Genomic DNA, 15,991 nt, shown 5'->3' with positions numbered 1-15,991 from the left:
GTTTTTATTTATCTGATATACAAAGGGAAAATTTAGCTTGTTCCCTCAAAATAAATGACACTGTTTTACAAATGTAAAATACTAAATACAAACACGAAACTAATTAATTTATAACAAAAATTATAGAATAATATCTGGATAAGGATAAAGATAAACAAAAAATCTTAGCTGTAGTTGTGAAATAATCTATTTGTCATCCAAATTGGTGAAAATTAGGAGTTAATTGTTTAGTTTCCTTGCTTGCAGGTAAAATTTTTCCTGAATCGGTCAGCCCCTTTGGGGAAGTCAAAAGTCAAAAGTCAAAAGTCAAAGAGGAGATTAACTCGGAAGACATTTGAGCTAACTTATGTTGAACCCGCTGGCTCAATTGTGATAAATTCGAGAAATTCTCCCCTTTTAACTGAAGTTTAATAAACTGCCATCATCTTTCAAGCGGGTTGAGTTGAGGACTATGAGATGGTTGAAAAATCGCGATGATATTTTCAGGCCAACACAACGCCAGAGCTTGGTGTGCAGATGCCCGATCGATTTGAATCAAAGCCATATCATCACCAAGTTCAATAGAGACAACATTTAAGAATTTTTGAAATGTTTCATTATTGATACCAATTCTTGATGAAGATGTATAGAAAAAACCACCGCTTCCGGCACCAACCTGTTGAATCGGTAGCAATCAAGATATCCTATAGGACTCCGATTTTATTTTTCAAAACATACTGAGGCTGAAAAGCTTGTTTTATAAGGGTTTTATCTGAAATTTTGTTCAAAAATCAGATAGGATTCCTATACATAGTCAGTATCTTACTTAAATTGCTCCATGTCCTATCCCCTACTGTCGTCAGCTAACATCCTTTAGTACTGCTAGCAATTTTTCAATATGTGCTACTTGATGAGTTGCCATCACTGATATTCTGATTCGACTTGTGGGCACTGTGGGGGGACGAATTGCTGGGGCAAAAATGCCAGCATCTCTTAGCTGTTTTCCAGCTTTGAGGGCATCTGTGGCATTAGGCAATTGAAAACATAATATGGGTGATTCAGAAGGCAGCAATTGCAGGTTAGGTAACTGTTGCAGCAAAGTTTTCAAGTAATGTATATTCTCCCACAATTGGGCACGATGTTGCGGTTCTTGTTGCACAATCTTGATTGCTGCTAAGGCCGCGGCTGTATCAGCAGGTGAAAGCCCAGTGGTATAAATCCAACTGGGTGCGCGGTTTTGCAAAAAGTCAATTAGGGCACTACTTCCTGCTACATACCCGCCTAAACTACCTAAAGCTTTACTTAGGGTGCCAATTTGAATTAATTGCTTTCCTGTACACCCAAAATGTTCGACACATCCAGCGCCAGTTTTTCCTAGTACCCCAGTGGCATGAGCTTCATCGACTAGCAGCATACAGCTAAATTTATCAGCGAGATCCAACAGTGCAGGTAACGGACATAAATCGCCATCCATGCTGAAGACGGTATCAGTAAGAATCAAACAGCGTCGGTAATTTTGCCGCTGCTGGTTCAACTGAGTTTTTAATACTGCCATATCACAGTGTGGGTATTCCACAACTACTGCACCGCTGAGAATCGCTCCATTTTTCAGACTGGAATGATTGTATTGGTCAGAAAAAATTAAATCACGCTTGCCAACAAGGGCGGTAATTGCACCCAAATTTGCTAGATACCCGGAACTAAATACCAAGGCTTTTTCTGTTTGTTTAGTAAATGCGATCGCCTCCTCTAACTCCCTGTGTAATTCTCGATGCCCACTGAGTAATCTCGAACCAGTACTACCAGTCCCAAATTCGGCGATCGCAGCAGTTGCAGCTGCCATCAAACGCTCATCCCCAGCCAATCCCAAATAGTCATTGCTGGCAAAATTAATTACCTCTTGCCCAGCTAAAACCACCGTTGCACCCGGACGACCATTGATAGGTTGTACCGAACGATACCAGTCTGCCCGATGAATTGTTGCTAAGGACTGTTCTAGCCAAGCATAAGGGTCAGTCATTGGGAATAGGGCATGGGGCATGGGGCATTGAGAGGCAGGAGGCAGGAGGCAGGAGGAGAATAACAAATGACTAATGACTAATGACAATTAAACTTGTTCACTGCTGAGATGAGCGATCGCTTGTTTAATCCAATCTTCGACATAAGCATCTTTTGGTAGTCCAATGTCTTCGCTGACCACATGCAGGGCGTGACTGACCTCATGGGCAGTATATCCCAAGGCGAAGAGGGTCATTTGCACTTCTTCGAGAATCCCCGGTGCTGGGCCGCCTGTGGCAACGAAGAACCCGGCTGATTTGCGCCACTCGACTAATTTGCTTTTCAGTTCCAAACAGATGCGTTCGGCGATTTTCTTACCGACACCGGGAGCCTGAATTAAGATTTGTGTATTGCCAGCGATAATTGCTTGGACTAAATCTGGTAGTTCCAGAGTGTCCAAGAGTGCGATCGCTAAGGCTGCACCAATACCTGTGACAGTCAGCAAGTGGCGAAATAAATCGCGTTCGGCTGGGGAAGCAAAGCCATATAGAAAGGGCACTTCTTCGCGAATTTGCAAATGGGTAAAAATTTGCGTTACTCCTCCCGACTCTGGTAACTGGTTTGCTAACCGTTGGGGAACTTGCAAATCATACCCCAAGCCATTCACTTCCAGAGTCAGAATCACGCGATTAGCGCCAATTGTTTGGATACCAGCGACTATACCTTTTAAATAACTAATCATTACAAGAGACCAAAATAATTTAAGCCTTCGATAATTCCACCTGCACAAAAACATGAAGCCAGGTAGCGATAGTCTGCGGGATACTCATTGTGCCATTGGAGTAACTCTTTGCGGGCATTCCCCACAATGATTCCGCGTTCGTTGCCTACAGCAAATAAAGCAATATCATTACCCGAATCACCACAGACAACTGTTTGTTCTGCTGCAAATTTCCACTTCTGGCGTAAAAACTGCATTGCCTGACCTTTATCGCTGCTATGGGGTACAATGTCAAGGTCAATACCGCTACTGTAGATTAACTTTACATTTAATTTTGATTTCTGCAACTCTGCTTCAAGTTGTGGTAGAACATTCGCAGATACTTCTTGTTCTAGGAAACAACTCACTTTGAAGGGACGCTGTTCTGAATCTGGTTGCCGAACTAACTCAGAATATTTTTTCGTAATAGATAATACAGTTTCCCGTTCCCATCCCGGAGAGAGGATTTCTGACCAATCTGAGTCGGGAGTATCAGTACCATCGAGGTAAATTTCTGTACCCACAGACAGGACGAGGGCATCCGGTTGCAAAAGATTTTTTTGAGCTTGGAGTTCTTTGTAAAGTACAGGCGATCGCCCAGTAGAATAAACGATTTTAGTACCGTATTCTTGGCGATGTCTCTCCAGCAGTTGATTTAGTTCTGGTAAAGCGCTGTCATCGCCCACAGTGCGATACACGAGGGTGTCATCTAAATCGGTTACAAAAAGAAATGGTTTCATGATTAAGACCTCTTGCAAAATTTCGTTATTCTATCGCGTGAAGAGACTTTTGCAAGAGATTTGTTTGTTAAAAACAAAATATGTCAGACATTCAATTCGAGATTAAGGATAGTTGTGATGATTGTCAGTAAATGCCCTAAATGAATCAACAAATCTTTTCCCACAGCTAAACTCAGTTGCAGAAAGAGCGATCGCTAATCTACAGTTTTTCGTACAAGCGATACATGCAAACAGTCCGCCTCCAGTCAAGCCTTATCAAACCAGGTTTTTAGGACTTGTGTGTACACCGTAGCTTCTTAGGATATCTGTTATATTTCAGGTAAAAAATAGATTTATAAGTTCATTACAATGATTGCTGCAAATGCTTAAAGGTTTCTTATACATGGAAGATAATTTGTTGCAAAGTATTAAGCCTTTCCAACAAATAATTATACATTAGCTGCAAATGCTTAAGGGTTTCTTATATATGGAAGAACATTTGTTGCAAAGTATTAAGCCTTTCCAACAAATAATTATACATTAGCTGCAAATGCTTAAGCGTTTCTTATATATGGAAGAACATTAGCTGCAAATGCTCAAATTTTGACAACTAATGTTTAAATTTGAGCGATGTCTACAGAGCGTAGCACCGAAAAACAATGTAGAGACGTAGCACTGCTACGACCCTTAGAATATACAGCGTTTTTCAGGTAAATGAGGTACACAGGTAGGGGCACAACAATGTTGTGCCCTTACGATAATCTGTACCTCACCAAGTTGCAATCTGCTGTATTTCTGTGGAAATGGTTTTCCGCAGTTTATATTTTTTCAATCGCGGAAAATAATTTTGCGTGATTTTAAAACCCTTTTAGAGACGCGAAATTGCATTTCGTGCTATTCGTCTAAAGTCCTATTCCTTAAGGAAGAATAATCCTCTCAAAGCTAGGTAAGCAAATTTTTTGGCTGCGTTAATCTCTAGACTGGCAGTAAATCTGCTTTTGCTGCCCACTTTGCCATGTTAGTGAAATCATTACATTAATGCTTAAATACAATATTATTGTCATTGGAACATCAGCAGGTGGAGTTGAGGCGCTGACTTATCTAGTCAAGCATTTGCCGCCCGATCTCAATGCTGCTGTGATCATAGTTCTTCATGTATCCAGTCATGGCACAAGTGTTCTGCCAAGAATATTAAGTCGCGCTGGCAACTTACCAGTGTCTCATGCTCAGGACGGCGAAGCTATTGTTCATGGTAGGATTTATGTCGCTCCGCCTGACTACCATTTACTGGTAGAACAAGGATATTTGCGTTTGGCGCGGGGAGCAAAAGAAAATCATTGTCGTCCCGCTATCGATCCATTGTTTCGCAGTGCAGCGCGAACCTATGGGCAGCGAGTGATTGCTGTGCTACTAACAGGTTTGCTTGACGACGGCACGTCGGGACTAATAGCTGTAAAAATGCGGCGCGGTGTGGCAATTGTCCAAAATCCTGACGATGCATTGTATCCTGATATGCCACGTAATGCGATCGAGAACGTAGAGGATATTGACCAGATTTTGCCACTTTCCGATATTCCTTCTACTTTAGTAGCTCTAGTTAATACGCCAATGGAAGTACAACCAGAAAACCCCGTACCTAGCAAGATGGAGTTTGAAACTGAAATAGCGCAATTGAATTTAGAAGCAGTAGAAAACGAAGGCAATCGACCTGGTAAACCATCAACCTTTGGCTGTCCTGACTGCGGCGGTATCCTCTGGGAAATTGAAGAGGGAAATTTATTGCGCTTCCGGTGCCGCACGGGTCATGCTTTTTCAGCAAAAACTTTGCTGGCCACGCAGTCTGATAAGCTGGAAGATGCACTATGGATCGCTTTGAGGGCATTGGAAGAGAAAGCTTCTTTATCACGTCGTATGGCTTCAAGGATGGAGGCTCGCAATCAAACCTTGGCGGCACAAAGATTCAAAGAGGAGATAGACTCAGCCAGGGAGTGCTCCGCTATTATTCGAGAAGCACTTTTGAAGGTCAATCCAAACACAGGTGTGAATTGAAGGTTAAATCTAATCATTTTGAGGAATGGGATGGTTTAGTTTACCGCGTGCAAGTGCCACCACAGCTTGAACTAACTCTTCTGGATCGAGGGGCTTGGTAACGTGCCGTTGATAGCCACTGCTGATCGCTCGCTGGGAATCCTCAACTCTGGCATAAGCAGTCAAAGCGATCGCGGGAATCTTTCCCCCTTTTTCGGGCGTTAAAGTGCGGATCTGTTTGATCAGGGAATAGCCATCGACTTCGTGCATCCCAATATCACTGACTAAAACATCGGGTTGAAAAGACTCCAAGTTTGCCAATACTTCTGTCGCAGAGGCAACAGTCAGCACTTTTGCTCCGTATTCCGCAAGTAATACTGTTAATAGCTCACGAGCATCGGGATCGTCATCGACTGTGAGAACTCGAATCCCCGTGAGTTCGAGTGCTTGTTGTGGCAACTCATCTGTCTGCTTGATTTCCGGTTCCACATTCAGTAGTGGCAACTGGACTGTAAAGGTGGCTCCCAAGCCTTCACCAGGACTATCAGCCTTGATGGTGCCGCCGTGCGCCTCAACTAACTGCCGGACGATCGCCAACCCCAATCCTAACCCCCCATACTTGCGAGTAATTGAGACATCTTCCTGGCGAAATGACTCAAAAATATACGGGAGAAAGTCAGAGTTAATGCCTTTGCCAGTGTCACTGACGATAATCTGTGCCCGATCGTCAATTCGCTCTAGTCTGGTTTCTACTCGTCCTCCCTTGGGGGTAAACTTGATCGCATTGGAAAGTAAATTCCAAACGATCTGTTGAAGGCGGTTGGAATCTCCAGAGACTTGCCCAATATTCGGCAGTACTGAATGCAACACAATTGATTTGGAAAGGGCTGCTGTATTTACCGTGTCGATCGCAGATTCAATCACAAATGCCAGATTTACAGGAGCCGCATCTATGCTGAGTTTGCCGCGCAGAATCTTGGCTACATCGAGCAAGTCATCAATCAGTTGAGTTTGCAGTTTCGCGTTGCGTTCAATGGTGGCTAAAGCTTCAGCTGTTTTGGCTTCACTAAATTTGCGGGTTTGTAGCAGTTTTGTCCAGCCGAGAATGGGGTTGAGAGGCGATCGCAATTCATGGGAGAGAATCGCCAGAAACTCATCTTTGATGCGATTGGCGCGTTCGGCTTCAACTCTGGCTGCTTGCTCCAATTTCAACAAGCGATCGCGTTCGATTTCAGCTTGTTTGCGAGCGGTGATATCCTGCACGTTGCCTACCATCCGTACTGCATTGCCCGCAGCATCATAGAAAACCTGACCTCTAGCCGCTAACCAGCGAATGCCATCAGGATGTACAATACGGTAATCATCTTCATAGTACTCTTGCTGTTGCTGGATCGTGTGACTGACTATTTCATTGGCTGAGGTGCGATCGTCTGGGTGCAGGTGGCTTAACCACAGTTCATAGCTGATTTCCTCTGTGGTTGGGTCAAGCCCGAACAGATTGTAGTACTCTTCAGATACATGTATACTTTTGCGGGTAATGTCCCAGTCCCATAGTCCCAATCCCGTAGCTTTGTACGCCAATTTCAACCGGGCTTCGCTCTCCTGCAAGAGGAGTTCTATCTTTTTGCGATCGGTGATGTCTCGCGAAATCAATAAGATTCGTTCTAACTGCCCGGAGGCATCCAGAATCGGGCTAACGACCACTTCCCACCATTTTGCAGTACCTTTTGCAGTTGGGCAGTATCCGCGAAAAATGTTGACTTCGCCTGCTTTAGCGGCAGCGAGTGCTTGCTCTGCCTGTTGCCGATAGCTGCCTTCCCAGAAACAGAGCCATTCAGTATTGAGATAGGAATTTAAGTCGTCAATTTCCATCAAATACAGTCCACCTGTATTTATGTAGAGCAGCTGCCCATCGAGGCTTAATACCTTGATGCAGTCAGAACTGCTATCTAAAATACGGTTTTTAAATTCTTCACTCTGGCGCAGGGCTTCAGCTGACCGTTTGCGTTCGGTGATATCTAAATCGATACCAGCCATCTGAATCGGTTGTCCGTGTTGGTCGTAAAATACCTTGCCCTGGCTCAGTGCCCACCGAATCTTACCGTTGGGATATACCACTCGAAATTCAATGTCATAGTCTTCTCCGTTGGCGACAGCACGATTGACGGCTGCCACGACGCGATCGCGATCGTCAGGGTGCAACCGCGCCGCAAACATCTCGAATGAGCCGTCAAATTCTCCTGCTTCCAGTCCAAATAAGGCTTCCAGGTTATTTGACCAGGAAATTGTTCCCGTCTGGATGTTCCAGTTCCATGTTCCCATCCGAGAAGCTGATAGTGCCACTTGCAGCTTTTCGTCACTCTGCCGTAATTCTGCTTCTACCCGTCTGCGATCGGTCAGTTCATTGTGTGCCTGCTGATAGAGTTGCGCCTGTCGAATTGCAATGCCAACTTGAATCGCCAGTTCTTTAAGCAAGTCAATCTCTAAGGGTTGCCATCTTTTTGGCGTAGCACAGTTGTGAGCAATTAGCAATCCCCAAAAGTGGTTATCGTAAATAATCGGCACGACCAGATTAGCTTTTACTTGATACTGAGCCAACAATTCAACGTGGCATGGGTCAATGCTGCTATCTTGAATATCAAATATTGCTGTTACGTAACCCTGACGATAGCGTTGGATATAATTTTCGACAAAGGCGGGATCGTTGCTGACAATTTCTTGTAGATTCGATGCAAGGTATTTCTTAGCGAGGCAGGGATCGTACATAGTGGAGTAAAGGAGCGATCGCCACTCTGTCCCAACCGATTCTGCTACTACTGTGCCATCTCCGTCAGGTTTTAACTGAAAAACCAAGACGCGATCGGTGTGCAGAAATTCTCGCACTTCGGTTACGGTTGTCTGAAGAATTTCATCCAGATTTAGCGATTGATGAATTTTCTGGGTAATATGTGAAACTACGCGCTCTCGTTCAACACGCTGTTGTAGTTGGGTGTGTAGCCGCACTGTTTCAATTGCTCCATTAACCGCTGTTTGCAGCTTTTCTGGGGTAATTTGCTCTTTGACAAGATAATCTTGTGCGCCCGCTTTGATCGCCTTAACTGCGATCGCCTCGTTGCCCTGCCCCGTGACAACAATTACAGGTAGGCAAGGCTGTTGCATTGAGGGTTGCAATTGTGCTAGAAATTCCAGTCCGTCTAGGTCAGGTAGCCGATAATCAACCAACACAGCATCGGGCTGGTGTTGCTGCCAAAGTTCTAGTCCTTGCTGCCCCAGCGTTGCTTCTAAAAATGTATAGGAATATTCGCGATCGCGCAGCAAATATCGCCGATAGAGTTCTCGATCTTCTGGCGAATCATCGACAATTAAGAGAGTGCGCTGTTGCTGAGACATCGTGAATTAATTAATTGAGTATGAGTTAACCTACATTTTGCAGGTTGGCAGAGAAAAATTGGGATTTTTCAACAAATGCTAAAACCCTTCAGATGCCAGGATTTTAACATACTTGATAGAGTTTCTTTGGTTGCTCTTTACATCAACTTTACATTAATTCGTTTGCTCGTTTATGATGTATATTTTGCTTTTAACCTACTTATAAGACTTATATCACTTTTGTCAGAGAGCAGTTTATAAATATTCATTCACTAATACAAATTATTTATGAAGAACGGATTTTCTTTATTATTTATTAATATAGAAGTTTATGTAAACATCTTAAAAACCTTTTTTTCTCTGCTTCTTGAACCTTGCAATCTAAATGATAAGTTTTTCCCAACATGATATTAGCTCCACCTTATCCATTTGTACCTTAGGCAAACATATAAGCTGAAATTACTGTGGTCAGCTAGTTTTAATTTTTGAACTTCATTAATAATCTGTGACATGGAAAAAGTATTTGCCAAAAAGTCAGGGTTTTTGCTGGATATAGAAAACCGAGTTCTTAATTTGGATAAAGTTGAGATTAGACCAATGGCAGATTCCAAGCTTTTAGTGCGTTATGCTATTGCTAACAGACCCTACGAAGATTTCAAAAATAAAATATTAGTCCTATAGCAATAGTGCTTAGTTAAGGCTAGAAAATAAAAATGTCTAGGTTGGTTTTCGTTCCTTAACCCACCTATGAATATTATTAACCGAGCAAAATTGAGTTCTATAGAACTAATAAACACGATAGATAACATGATTTTTAGGATTTTTGCTATCAATACAGAAAACTCTGAAAAAGAAATAAATACTCAATACGTTGTTAGATATAGTTAAAAAATATTAGCTTTTTTTTACATATCTACAAAAGTGGTCAATCCACTGAGTTCAGCGAATTTCCTTGTTGACAAAAAATCGATTTTCAATATCTAACTGAAAAACGATCAGGCAATTGCGCGATCTCTGACTCATGACTAATCCTTTGGATAATCAGGTAGCGTCGTCACTTCAAACCAATATTCTACGAGCATCTGAATATCTCGTTTCAGTTTAACGAAATTGATTGGCTTAACGATGTAGCTGTTGACCCCATAGCGATAACATACTTCGATATCTTTGGGATTATTAGAGGTAGTAAACACTACGACTGGAATCATGTTCAAGTTGTCATCCTGTTTAATCCGGCGCAATACTTCTCGTCCATCGGTTCCGGGCAGGTTCAAGTCAAGCATAATCAAGCCGGGGCGGGGCGCAGTTTCGCGATCAACATAGTTGCCAGTCCGATAAAGGAACGCCAACGCTTGTTCCCCATTTATACACCGTTGAATGGGAACCGCAATACTAGAACGCTTTAGAAATCGTTGCAGTACCTCAAAATCTTCGTTGCTATCCTCCACAATTAAAAGCAATGGCGTTTGCCTGACAGGAGAAGCTGAAAAGCTAGTCATGTGTTTGCCTCCGCTGACAGGGTGAAGTAAAACGTACTGCCTTGAGTGAGAGTAGATTCCACCCAAATTTTACCACCATGCCGTTCCACAATTTTGCGGGCAATGGTTAACCCTACCCCAGTCCCACCGCCAAAGTCGTCCCGTCCATGTAAGCGACGGAATATCTGAAAGATTTTGTCGAGATGCTCTTGAAGAATGCCAATGCCGTTATCACGAACGTAGAAAGTCACAGAAGTAGCAGCTGCTTTTGTTTCCCCATTTCCTTCGATGAAACCAATCTCGACCCACTTCTCAGGTTTATCATTGTACTTAATAGCGTTGCTAATCAGATTGGTGAAAAGTTCAATGATCTGAGCGCGATCGCATTGAATGCTGTGAAAAGCTTGAGGAATGCGAAACTCAACTTTACTCTGCGGTCGGGCAATGGTCAATGTGGTGATTACCTGCGGGACTAACTCATTCAGATTCACTGGTTGCCGGATCAGTTCGGCGCGTCCTAACCGAGAGAAATGGAGGAGGGAATTGATCAAGTCTTCCATTCTTTGGGTCAGCCGCACCAAGGTTTGGAGTTTGGCAATTCCATCATTATCCAGTACCTCTGCATAGTCCTCCATTAAGAAGTTAGCGTAGTTATGAATCCCCCGGAGTGGTTCTTTCAAGTCATGGGAGGCAACGTAGGCGAAAGAATCGAGTTCTTCGTTACTGCGTTGTAATTCAAAATTCATTGATGCCAGTTTGTCCGCTTGCCGCAACACCACGCCCACAATCAGGCTTCGCAGTTCAATGACCGTTTCAACTTCACAGGGTTTCCAGGGTAAGGCAGACCCTTGCACCGTTTCTTGCCATAATTTAAAGGATTTGCGAGGAGACATTCTTAAACTGCCATCTGACAAAACTTCCACAGGCTTGTTGGGGTTGCCGCCCCAATTCACCGTTTGAATTATCTCTGGACGAAACCAGAGAAGGTAATTGTGATGAACTCTAGAAATTTCTAGGGCTAAAACGCCACTGGCGATCGCTTTATATGACTCGGCAGCAGGGTAATCTTTAGTGAGCGATCGCGTCTCAAACAAGTTATGAGACAGGTGAGGTTTAATCCAATCAAGTAAGGCGTAAACCTCCTTTTCTGATGGCGTTTTACCCAGTAGAATACACTGGTTGCCACTGTATATCACCGCTCCCGTGGCGCTGGTCAGATTGAGTAATTGAGATTTCAGTTGTACCATCCCATCCAGGAAATACTCAGCCTGAGACAACCCTTCCACAAATTGAGTTTGCAGTGATTTCAATTGCCTTTTATAATCAATGTCTTCACTCGCTTCTTTATTTGCCAGTTCCACAGACATCACCTGTCCAATAAACTCGCAGATAGTGCGGATATTGTAAGAAACATATTTAGGCGAGGAATGATGACAGGCAATTAATCCCCAAAGCTTTTGATCCTGGATCAGGGAAATAGACATGGAGGCAGTCACGTCCATATTTTTCAGATATTCTAGATGTAACGGAGAAACACTCCGTAACACCGATAAACTCAAATCGAGCGGTTGATTTGTCAAGGGATTGTTCGCTGGAATTAAGGTAACAGGATGGTAGCTGGCATCTGGAATCAGCCGCAGCCAATTGAGGGTGTATAGGTGTCTGGCTCGCTTGGGAATATCTGAGGACGGATAGTGTAAATCCAAATAGGGTGTTTCTTGATTAGTGTCTTCAGCGATTACCTTACCTGCTCCTTCTTGATCAAATCGATAGACCATGACGCGTTCAAAACCAGTGATTCGCCGGACTTCTGTAACCACAATCTGGCACATTTCCAGCAGTGTGGGTGCTTTCTGAATGCGGGTAATGGTTCCTCTTACCTGTTGAGAAAAGTCAAAAAAGTTTGTTTTCCCCTTCGCTTTTTTCGGTTCTAATTCCAGAATAATATTATTTAAACGATGTATAATGCCATCAAAGTAAATTGATTTATTCAGATATTTAATGGACAAGTTGAGGGGATTAACGCTTTCAAAATCCTCTGCTAGACATTGTTGAATCAGCTTAATCTGCTTGGCGTCGAGTAAATCTGACAACGACTTGCCCAACAACTCTTCAGGTTGACGACCAACAACTTCCTGGGTGTTGCTGCTCACCTGAAGGATTTCTAGAGTGGGATCTTGCAAAACCAGTAAAACCCCGTGAGGCTGGATCAGATTGGGAATGTGGATTGGTTCGCGATCGCAGTTTGTCAAATCAATGATCTCATCAGTCATTCTCAGTTTCTCAAACTCCTCATTAGAACTTTGGCAGAAATCAGAAATATTGAATATGTAGTGAAAACGGAGATTTCCTAAGTCAAATTATTTCTTTTTAGCTGTTTAGCTTGTTAATTATATTGAACTGACTACTATAACTTTCTCTAAAATATACAGATTTTAAATAGATGCCTTAACTATAGCAATCCTAAATCAATTCGTGAGCAACAAGCCCCTGACTTTTCCAATAATTCGGGGATCTGCGGGTTAAAATTTAACTGTTTCAGCCTTAATGGCAGGCTCTAGTACAACACGGCGTAAATAAACCACCCCTTCGGGTTCGGCAGTTCCTCATGGGGGGAACCCCCAAGACCGGACTGCCTCACCATTCCAAATCAATAAAACGCTTACGCTTATGCTGTATTCATTTTGACTTTTGACTTTTGACTTTTGACTTCCGCCTTGCGGCTCTAGCTTCTATTCTTGATTTAATGTTTCAATCAACAAATCTACCTGCTGTTGTCGCTGCTGCAAAAAACCTTCGCACTGACGCAAATACTCCACAGCAGTTGCAAATTGGTCAAACACAGCTTCCAATTCCAACTCACCCGCCTCAATGCGAGTAATAATTCCCTCTATCTCAACAACCTTCGCCTCATAATTCCAACCCTCCTCAGAACTAGAAGCACCCTTACGTTTAACCATTCAACTCTCCATGTTCTCTGCGCCTCTGCGGTTCATTCACTTCCATAACCTTCACTTTAACCTCACCCTGCCCCAACTGAATCACTAAATCTTGCCCCACAGCCAACTTTGCCGCCGAACGAGCGATCGCCCCGTCTTCTGTTCTCACCACCGCATAACCACGCTGGAACACTGCTTTCGGGTCAAGACTAGCCAACTTTTGCCGCAATAATTCTAAATGCTGCGTTGCTTGCTGCGATCGCCCCGTCGTAATTTGTACCAAATGCTGACGCTTCCAAGCTAGCTTTTCCACCTCCTGCTGCACTTGCCGATCTAACCGCAAACGTCGCAAACTGTTTCGCAATACTTGCAATTGATCCTCAGCATTTTCCTTAAAGTCATGCACCGCCTCATGTAAAGCGACAACTCGCTGCCGATGTTCAGTATACAACTCCGAAAGTGCTGGCACAACCATTTCTGCTGCCGCAGTGGGTGTATGCACACAAGCATCTGCAACTAAATCTGCTAAAGATTCATCTCGTTGATGGCCGATACCAGTAATTACAGGAATAGAACAACTAGCAAGCGATCGCACCACTCGTTCATCATTAAAGCAAGCCAACTCTTCTATTGCGCCACCACCCCGCGATAAAATTAGGACTTCGGCGCGTCCATCTCTTTCCACCCGCTCAATTGCTTTGACGATAGATTCCGGCGCTTGCTCACCTTGTACTGTAGCCGGAGAAAATAAAACGTGTAAACCTGGATACCTTTGCTTCAGGGTTTTTTGAATATCACCCCAAGCAGCAGCCGTTGGTGAAGTGACAACAGCGATCGTTTGGGGGTGGGTGGGGAGCGATCGCTTTCTTTGCGCGTCGAACAACCCCTCAGCCAGCAAGCGATTTTTTAGTTGTTGATAGCGTAGCGCCTGTAAACCAACACCAGCAGGTAAAGTCTGCCAAACTGATAACTGATACTCTCCCCGTTGCGGATACAGGCGAATGCTGCCCAAAATAATTATCTGCTCACCTGGAACAGGTATCTGGGCGAGTTTTGGCAATTGGCTATTCCATACTACACACTTAATTCCGGCAGTGCGATCGGTATCTTGCAGCGTGAAAAATAAACCACTGCGATGGTGGTTAGCACTGGAAACTTCGCCAGTTACCCAAACTTGCCGCAATTGTTCATCTTGCTCTAACAGCAAGCGGATATAGTCAGTTAATCCAGATACTGAAAGCGCTGTATCGAGAATGAGAGAGTCGGGAAGGTCGAAACTCATCAAAGATGCCTGAAAGCATTTGTGCTGGAGCGATTCTAGCATTTTAATGGAAACAGAAGTTTATTGCTAGTAAACGCTTTAATCTTTTGTAGACATCATCATTGCGCTTACCGACTAAAATCACTTCTAGTAAATCTTGATCAAGAAAATACGTATGACAGACTCTGCTTCTAACAACAGTTCTGAATTAGTCTCTGTAGCTCAAACTGCCAAGTTACTTGGTATAACCCGTCAGCGAGTACACGACTTAATTAAGAATGGTCAGATTATAGCTTGCAAACTTGGGCGTTATTACTATATGGAAGTTGCTGAAGTAGAGAGATATAAGAATCAGCCTACTGGAAAACCTTATCAACCCCGTAGTACAACCTCTGAACAAAATTCTATTGACAATTGACAATAGAATTCGTAAACTCAAGCTACAATAAAGTACTAAAGGTTAAATTAATGCTCCCTTTTCAACTGATTGCGACTGATGTTGCAACTCAACAAGGATTGCAACAAGTTTATAAGAGTGAGTATGGAATTCTCTATCAGGGAGATTGTGTTAAACTCCTCTCAACATTGCCTAATGAGTCTGTGGATCTGGTATTTGCTGACCCACCTTTTAACCTTGGTAAAGAATATGGTGAAGGTGTAAGCGATCAGATGGAGGGTGATAAATACTTAATATGGTCGCAACAGTGGCTTAGTGAGAGCATTCGAGTGCTTAAACCCGGTGGAAGTCTATTTGTATTCAACTTGCCCAAATGGTGCATAGAGTATGGTGCATACCTCAATAGGCAAGGAATGTGGTTCCGGCATTGGATTGCTTGCAGAATGCCAAAATCTTTTCCAAGAGGTAAGAAAATGTCTCCTGCTCACTACGGACTAATCTACTACACCAAAGGAGAACCAGCAGTCTTTAACAAAGTCTACACACCCATTCAAGTTTGTCGGCATTGCGGGGGAGAAATTCGTGACTATGGTGGGCATCGCAAAAAACTTAATGAGAAAGGTATCAACTTAATGGATGTTTGGGATGCGCCAGAAGACGTTTGGGAAGATACTTCTGAAGCCGATTATACCGGAGTTTTATGGACATTGACAGAGGAAATATGGACTGACATTCCACCAGTTCGGCATCGTCGGCATAAAAAACGAGTTCCCAACGAACTTGCTCCCATTATGCTAGAGCGAATTATTGCAATGGCATCTAATCCAGGGCAAATTGTAGTTGATCCATTTGGAGGCTCTGGCACTACATTTTACGCAGCAGAAAAGCTACAACGTTACTGGATTGGCTCAGAAATTGGGGATACACATCCAGCGCTAGAACGATTGACTGATCTGGCTAATGGAATCATGGAACAGTGGGAATCGGCAAGGGGAAGCAAGAAATTAAAACAAAGTAACACAACTGCGTTACAACTTCCAATTCCTTACTCTACATAGTTATA

Annotated in this window: 12 protein-coding genes; 3 read left to right on the top strand and 9 right to left on the bottom strand. The window is 43.3% G+C overall.

From position 1 onward, the window contains the following. Positions 1–421: 421 nt before the first annotated feature. The 4 genes from NLP_RS09400 to NLP_RS09385 all read right to left on the bottom strand — a co-directional run bounded on the left by NLP_RS09400 (position 422) and on the right by NLP_RS09385 (position 3,477). Complete coding sequence (locus NLP_RS09400) at positions 422–673, bottom strand: hypothetical protein (RefSeq protein WP_104906168.1); 252 nt, start codon at positions 671–673, stop codon at positions 422–424. Positions 674–838: 165 nt separating this feature from the next. Further along, positions 839–1,999 (bottom strand): 8-amino-7-oxononanoate synthase, encoded by a 1,161-nt coding sequence (bioF, locus tag NLP_RS09395; RefSeq protein ID WP_104909822.1) that lies wholly within the window; start codon positions 1,997–1,999, stop codon positions 839–841. 87 nt (positions 2,000–2,086) lie between these two features. Then, positions 2,087–2,719: a Holliday junction branch migration protein RuvA gene (gene ruvA / locus NLP_RS09390; RefSeq protein WP_099101282.1), complete on the bottom strand. Its 633-nt coding sequence runs from the start codon at positions 2,717–2,719 to the stop codon at positions 2,087–2,089. After that, the gene (locus NLP_RS09385) at positions 2,719–3,477 is read right to left on the bottom strand and encodes a sucrose-phosphate phosphatase (protein ID WP_104906167.1); all 759 of its coding nucleotides are present in this window, start codon (positions 3,475–3,477) and stop codon (positions 2,719–2,721) included. The genes ruvA and NLP_RS09385 overlap by 1 nt, the downstream gene beginning before the upstream one ends. Positions 3,478–4,494: 1,017 nt before the next feature. On the opposite strand from NLP_RS09385, the gene NLP_RS09380 reads away from it, so the two are divergent. Next, positions 4,495–5,505: a chemotaxis protein CheB gene (locus NLP_RS09380; RefSeq protein ID WP_104906166.1), complete on the top strand. Its 1,011-nt coding sequence runs from the start codon at positions 4,495–4,497 to the stop codon at positions 5,503–5,505. A 9-nt stretch (positions 5,506–5,514) separates the two neighbouring features. On the opposite strand, the gene NLP_RS09375 is transcribed toward NLP_RS09380, so the two are convergent. The 5 genes from NLP_RS09375 to xseA form a co-directional block, all read right to left on the bottom strand. Next, a complete protein-coding gene (locus NLP_RS09375) occupies positions 5,515–8,874 on the bottom strand; it encodes a response regulator (RefSeq protein WP_104906165.1) in 3,360 nt (1,119 codons plus the stop codon). A 1,004-nt stretch (positions 8,875–9,878) separates the two neighbouring features. Continuing rightward, positions 9,879–10,352 (bottom strand): response regulator, encoded by a 474-nt coding sequence (locus tag NLP_RS09370; protein WP_104906164.1) that lies wholly within the window; start codon positions 10,350–10,352, stop codon positions 9,879–9,881. Further along, positions 10,349–12,604, bottom strand: a complete 2,256-nt coding sequence (locus NLP_RS09365) for an ATP-binding protein (RefSeq protein ID WP_104906163.1) — start codon at positions 12,602–12,604, stop codon at positions 10,349–10,351. Before NLP_RS09365 ends, NLP_RS09370 begins: the two co-directional genes overlap by 4 nt. Positions 12,605–13,063: 459 nt before the next feature. After that, positions 13,064–13,291 (bottom strand): exodeoxyribonuclease VII small subunit, encoded by a 228-nt coding sequence (gene xseB / locus NLP_RS09360; protein ID WP_104906162.1) that lies wholly within the window; start codon positions 13,289–13,291, stop codon positions 13,064–13,066. Beyond that, a complete protein-coding gene (gene xseA / locus NLP_RS09355; protein ID WP_104909821.1) occupies positions 13,284–14,552 on the bottom strand; it encodes an exodeoxyribonuclease VII large subunit in 1,269 nt (422 codons plus the stop codon). Before xseA ends, xseB begins: the two co-directional genes overlap by 8 nt. Before the next feature lie 154 nt (positions 14,553–14,706). Between xseA and NLP_RS09350 the strand changes: the two genes are divergently transcribed. Beyond that, the gene (locus tag NLP_RS09350) at positions 14,707–14,949 is read left to right on the top strand and encodes a helix-turn-helix domain-containing protein (RefSeq protein ID WP_104906161.1); all 243 of its coding nucleotides are present in this window, start codon (positions 14,707–14,709) and stop codon (positions 14,947–14,949) included. Between the two features lie 50 nt (positions 14,950–14,999). Next, positions 15,000–15,986, top strand: a complete 987-nt coding sequence (locus tag NLP_RS09345; RefSeq protein ID WP_104906160.1) for a DNA-methyltransferase — start codon at positions 15,000–15,002, stop codon at positions 15,984–15,986. Positions 15,987–15,991: the final 5 nt, after the last annotated feature.

This window comes from Nostoc sp. 'Lobaria pulmonaria (5183) cyanobiont' (genome assembly GCF_002949795.1).
Taxonomy (GTDB): domain Bacteria; phylum Cyanobacteriota; class Cyanobacteriia; order Cyanobacteriales; family Nostocaceae; genus Nostoc.
Note: the sequence above shows the minus strand (reverse complement) of the source record. Positions and strands in the feature narration are given on the sequence as shown.

Excerpts from the sequence above, each read along its gene's own strand:
- bioF (WP_104909822.1), bottom strand. The coding sequence starts at position 1,999 with ATGACTGACCCTTATGCTTGGCTAGAACAGTCCTTAGCAACAATTCAT.
- ruvA (WP_099101282.1), bottom strand. The coding sequence starts at position 2,719 with ATGATTAGTTATTTAAAAGGTATAGTCGCTGGTATCCAAACAATTGGC.
- NLP_RS09385 (WP_104906167.1), bottom strand. The coding sequence starts at position 3,477 with ATGAAACCATTTCTTTTTGTAACCGATTTAGATGACACCCTCGTGTAT.
- NLP_RS09380 (WP_104906166.1), top strand. The coding sequence starts at position 4,495 with ATGCTTAAATACAATATTATTGTCATTGGAACATCAGCAGGTGGAGTT.
- NLP_RS09375 (WP_104906165.1), bottom strand. The coding sequence starts at position 8,874 with ATGTCTCAGCAACAGCGCACTCTCTTAATTGTCGATGATTCGCCAGAA.
- NLP_RS09370 (WP_104906164.1), bottom strand. The coding sequence starts at position 10,352 with ATGACTAGCTTTTCAGCTTCTCCTGTCAGGCAAACGCCATTGCTTTTA.
- NLP_RS09365 (WP_104906163.1), bottom strand. The coding sequence starts at position 12,604 with ATGACTGATGAGATCATTGATTTGACAAACTGCGATCGCGAACCAATC.
- xseB (WP_104906162.1), bottom strand. The coding sequence starts at position 13,291 with ATGGTTAAACGTAAGGGTGCTTCTAGTTCTGAGGAGGGTTGGAATTAT.
- xseA (WP_104909821.1), bottom strand. The coding sequence starts at position 14,552 with ATGAGTTTCGACCTTCCCGACTCTCTCATTCTCGATACAGCGCTTTCA.
- NLP_RS09350 (WP_104906161.1), top strand. The coding sequence starts at position 14,707 with ATGACAGACTCTGCTTCTAACAACAGTTCTGAATTAGTCTCTGTAGCT.
- NLP_RS09345 (WP_104906160.1), top strand. The coding sequence starts at position 15,000 with ATGCTCCCTTTTCAACTGATTGCGACTGATGTTGCAACTCAACAAGGA.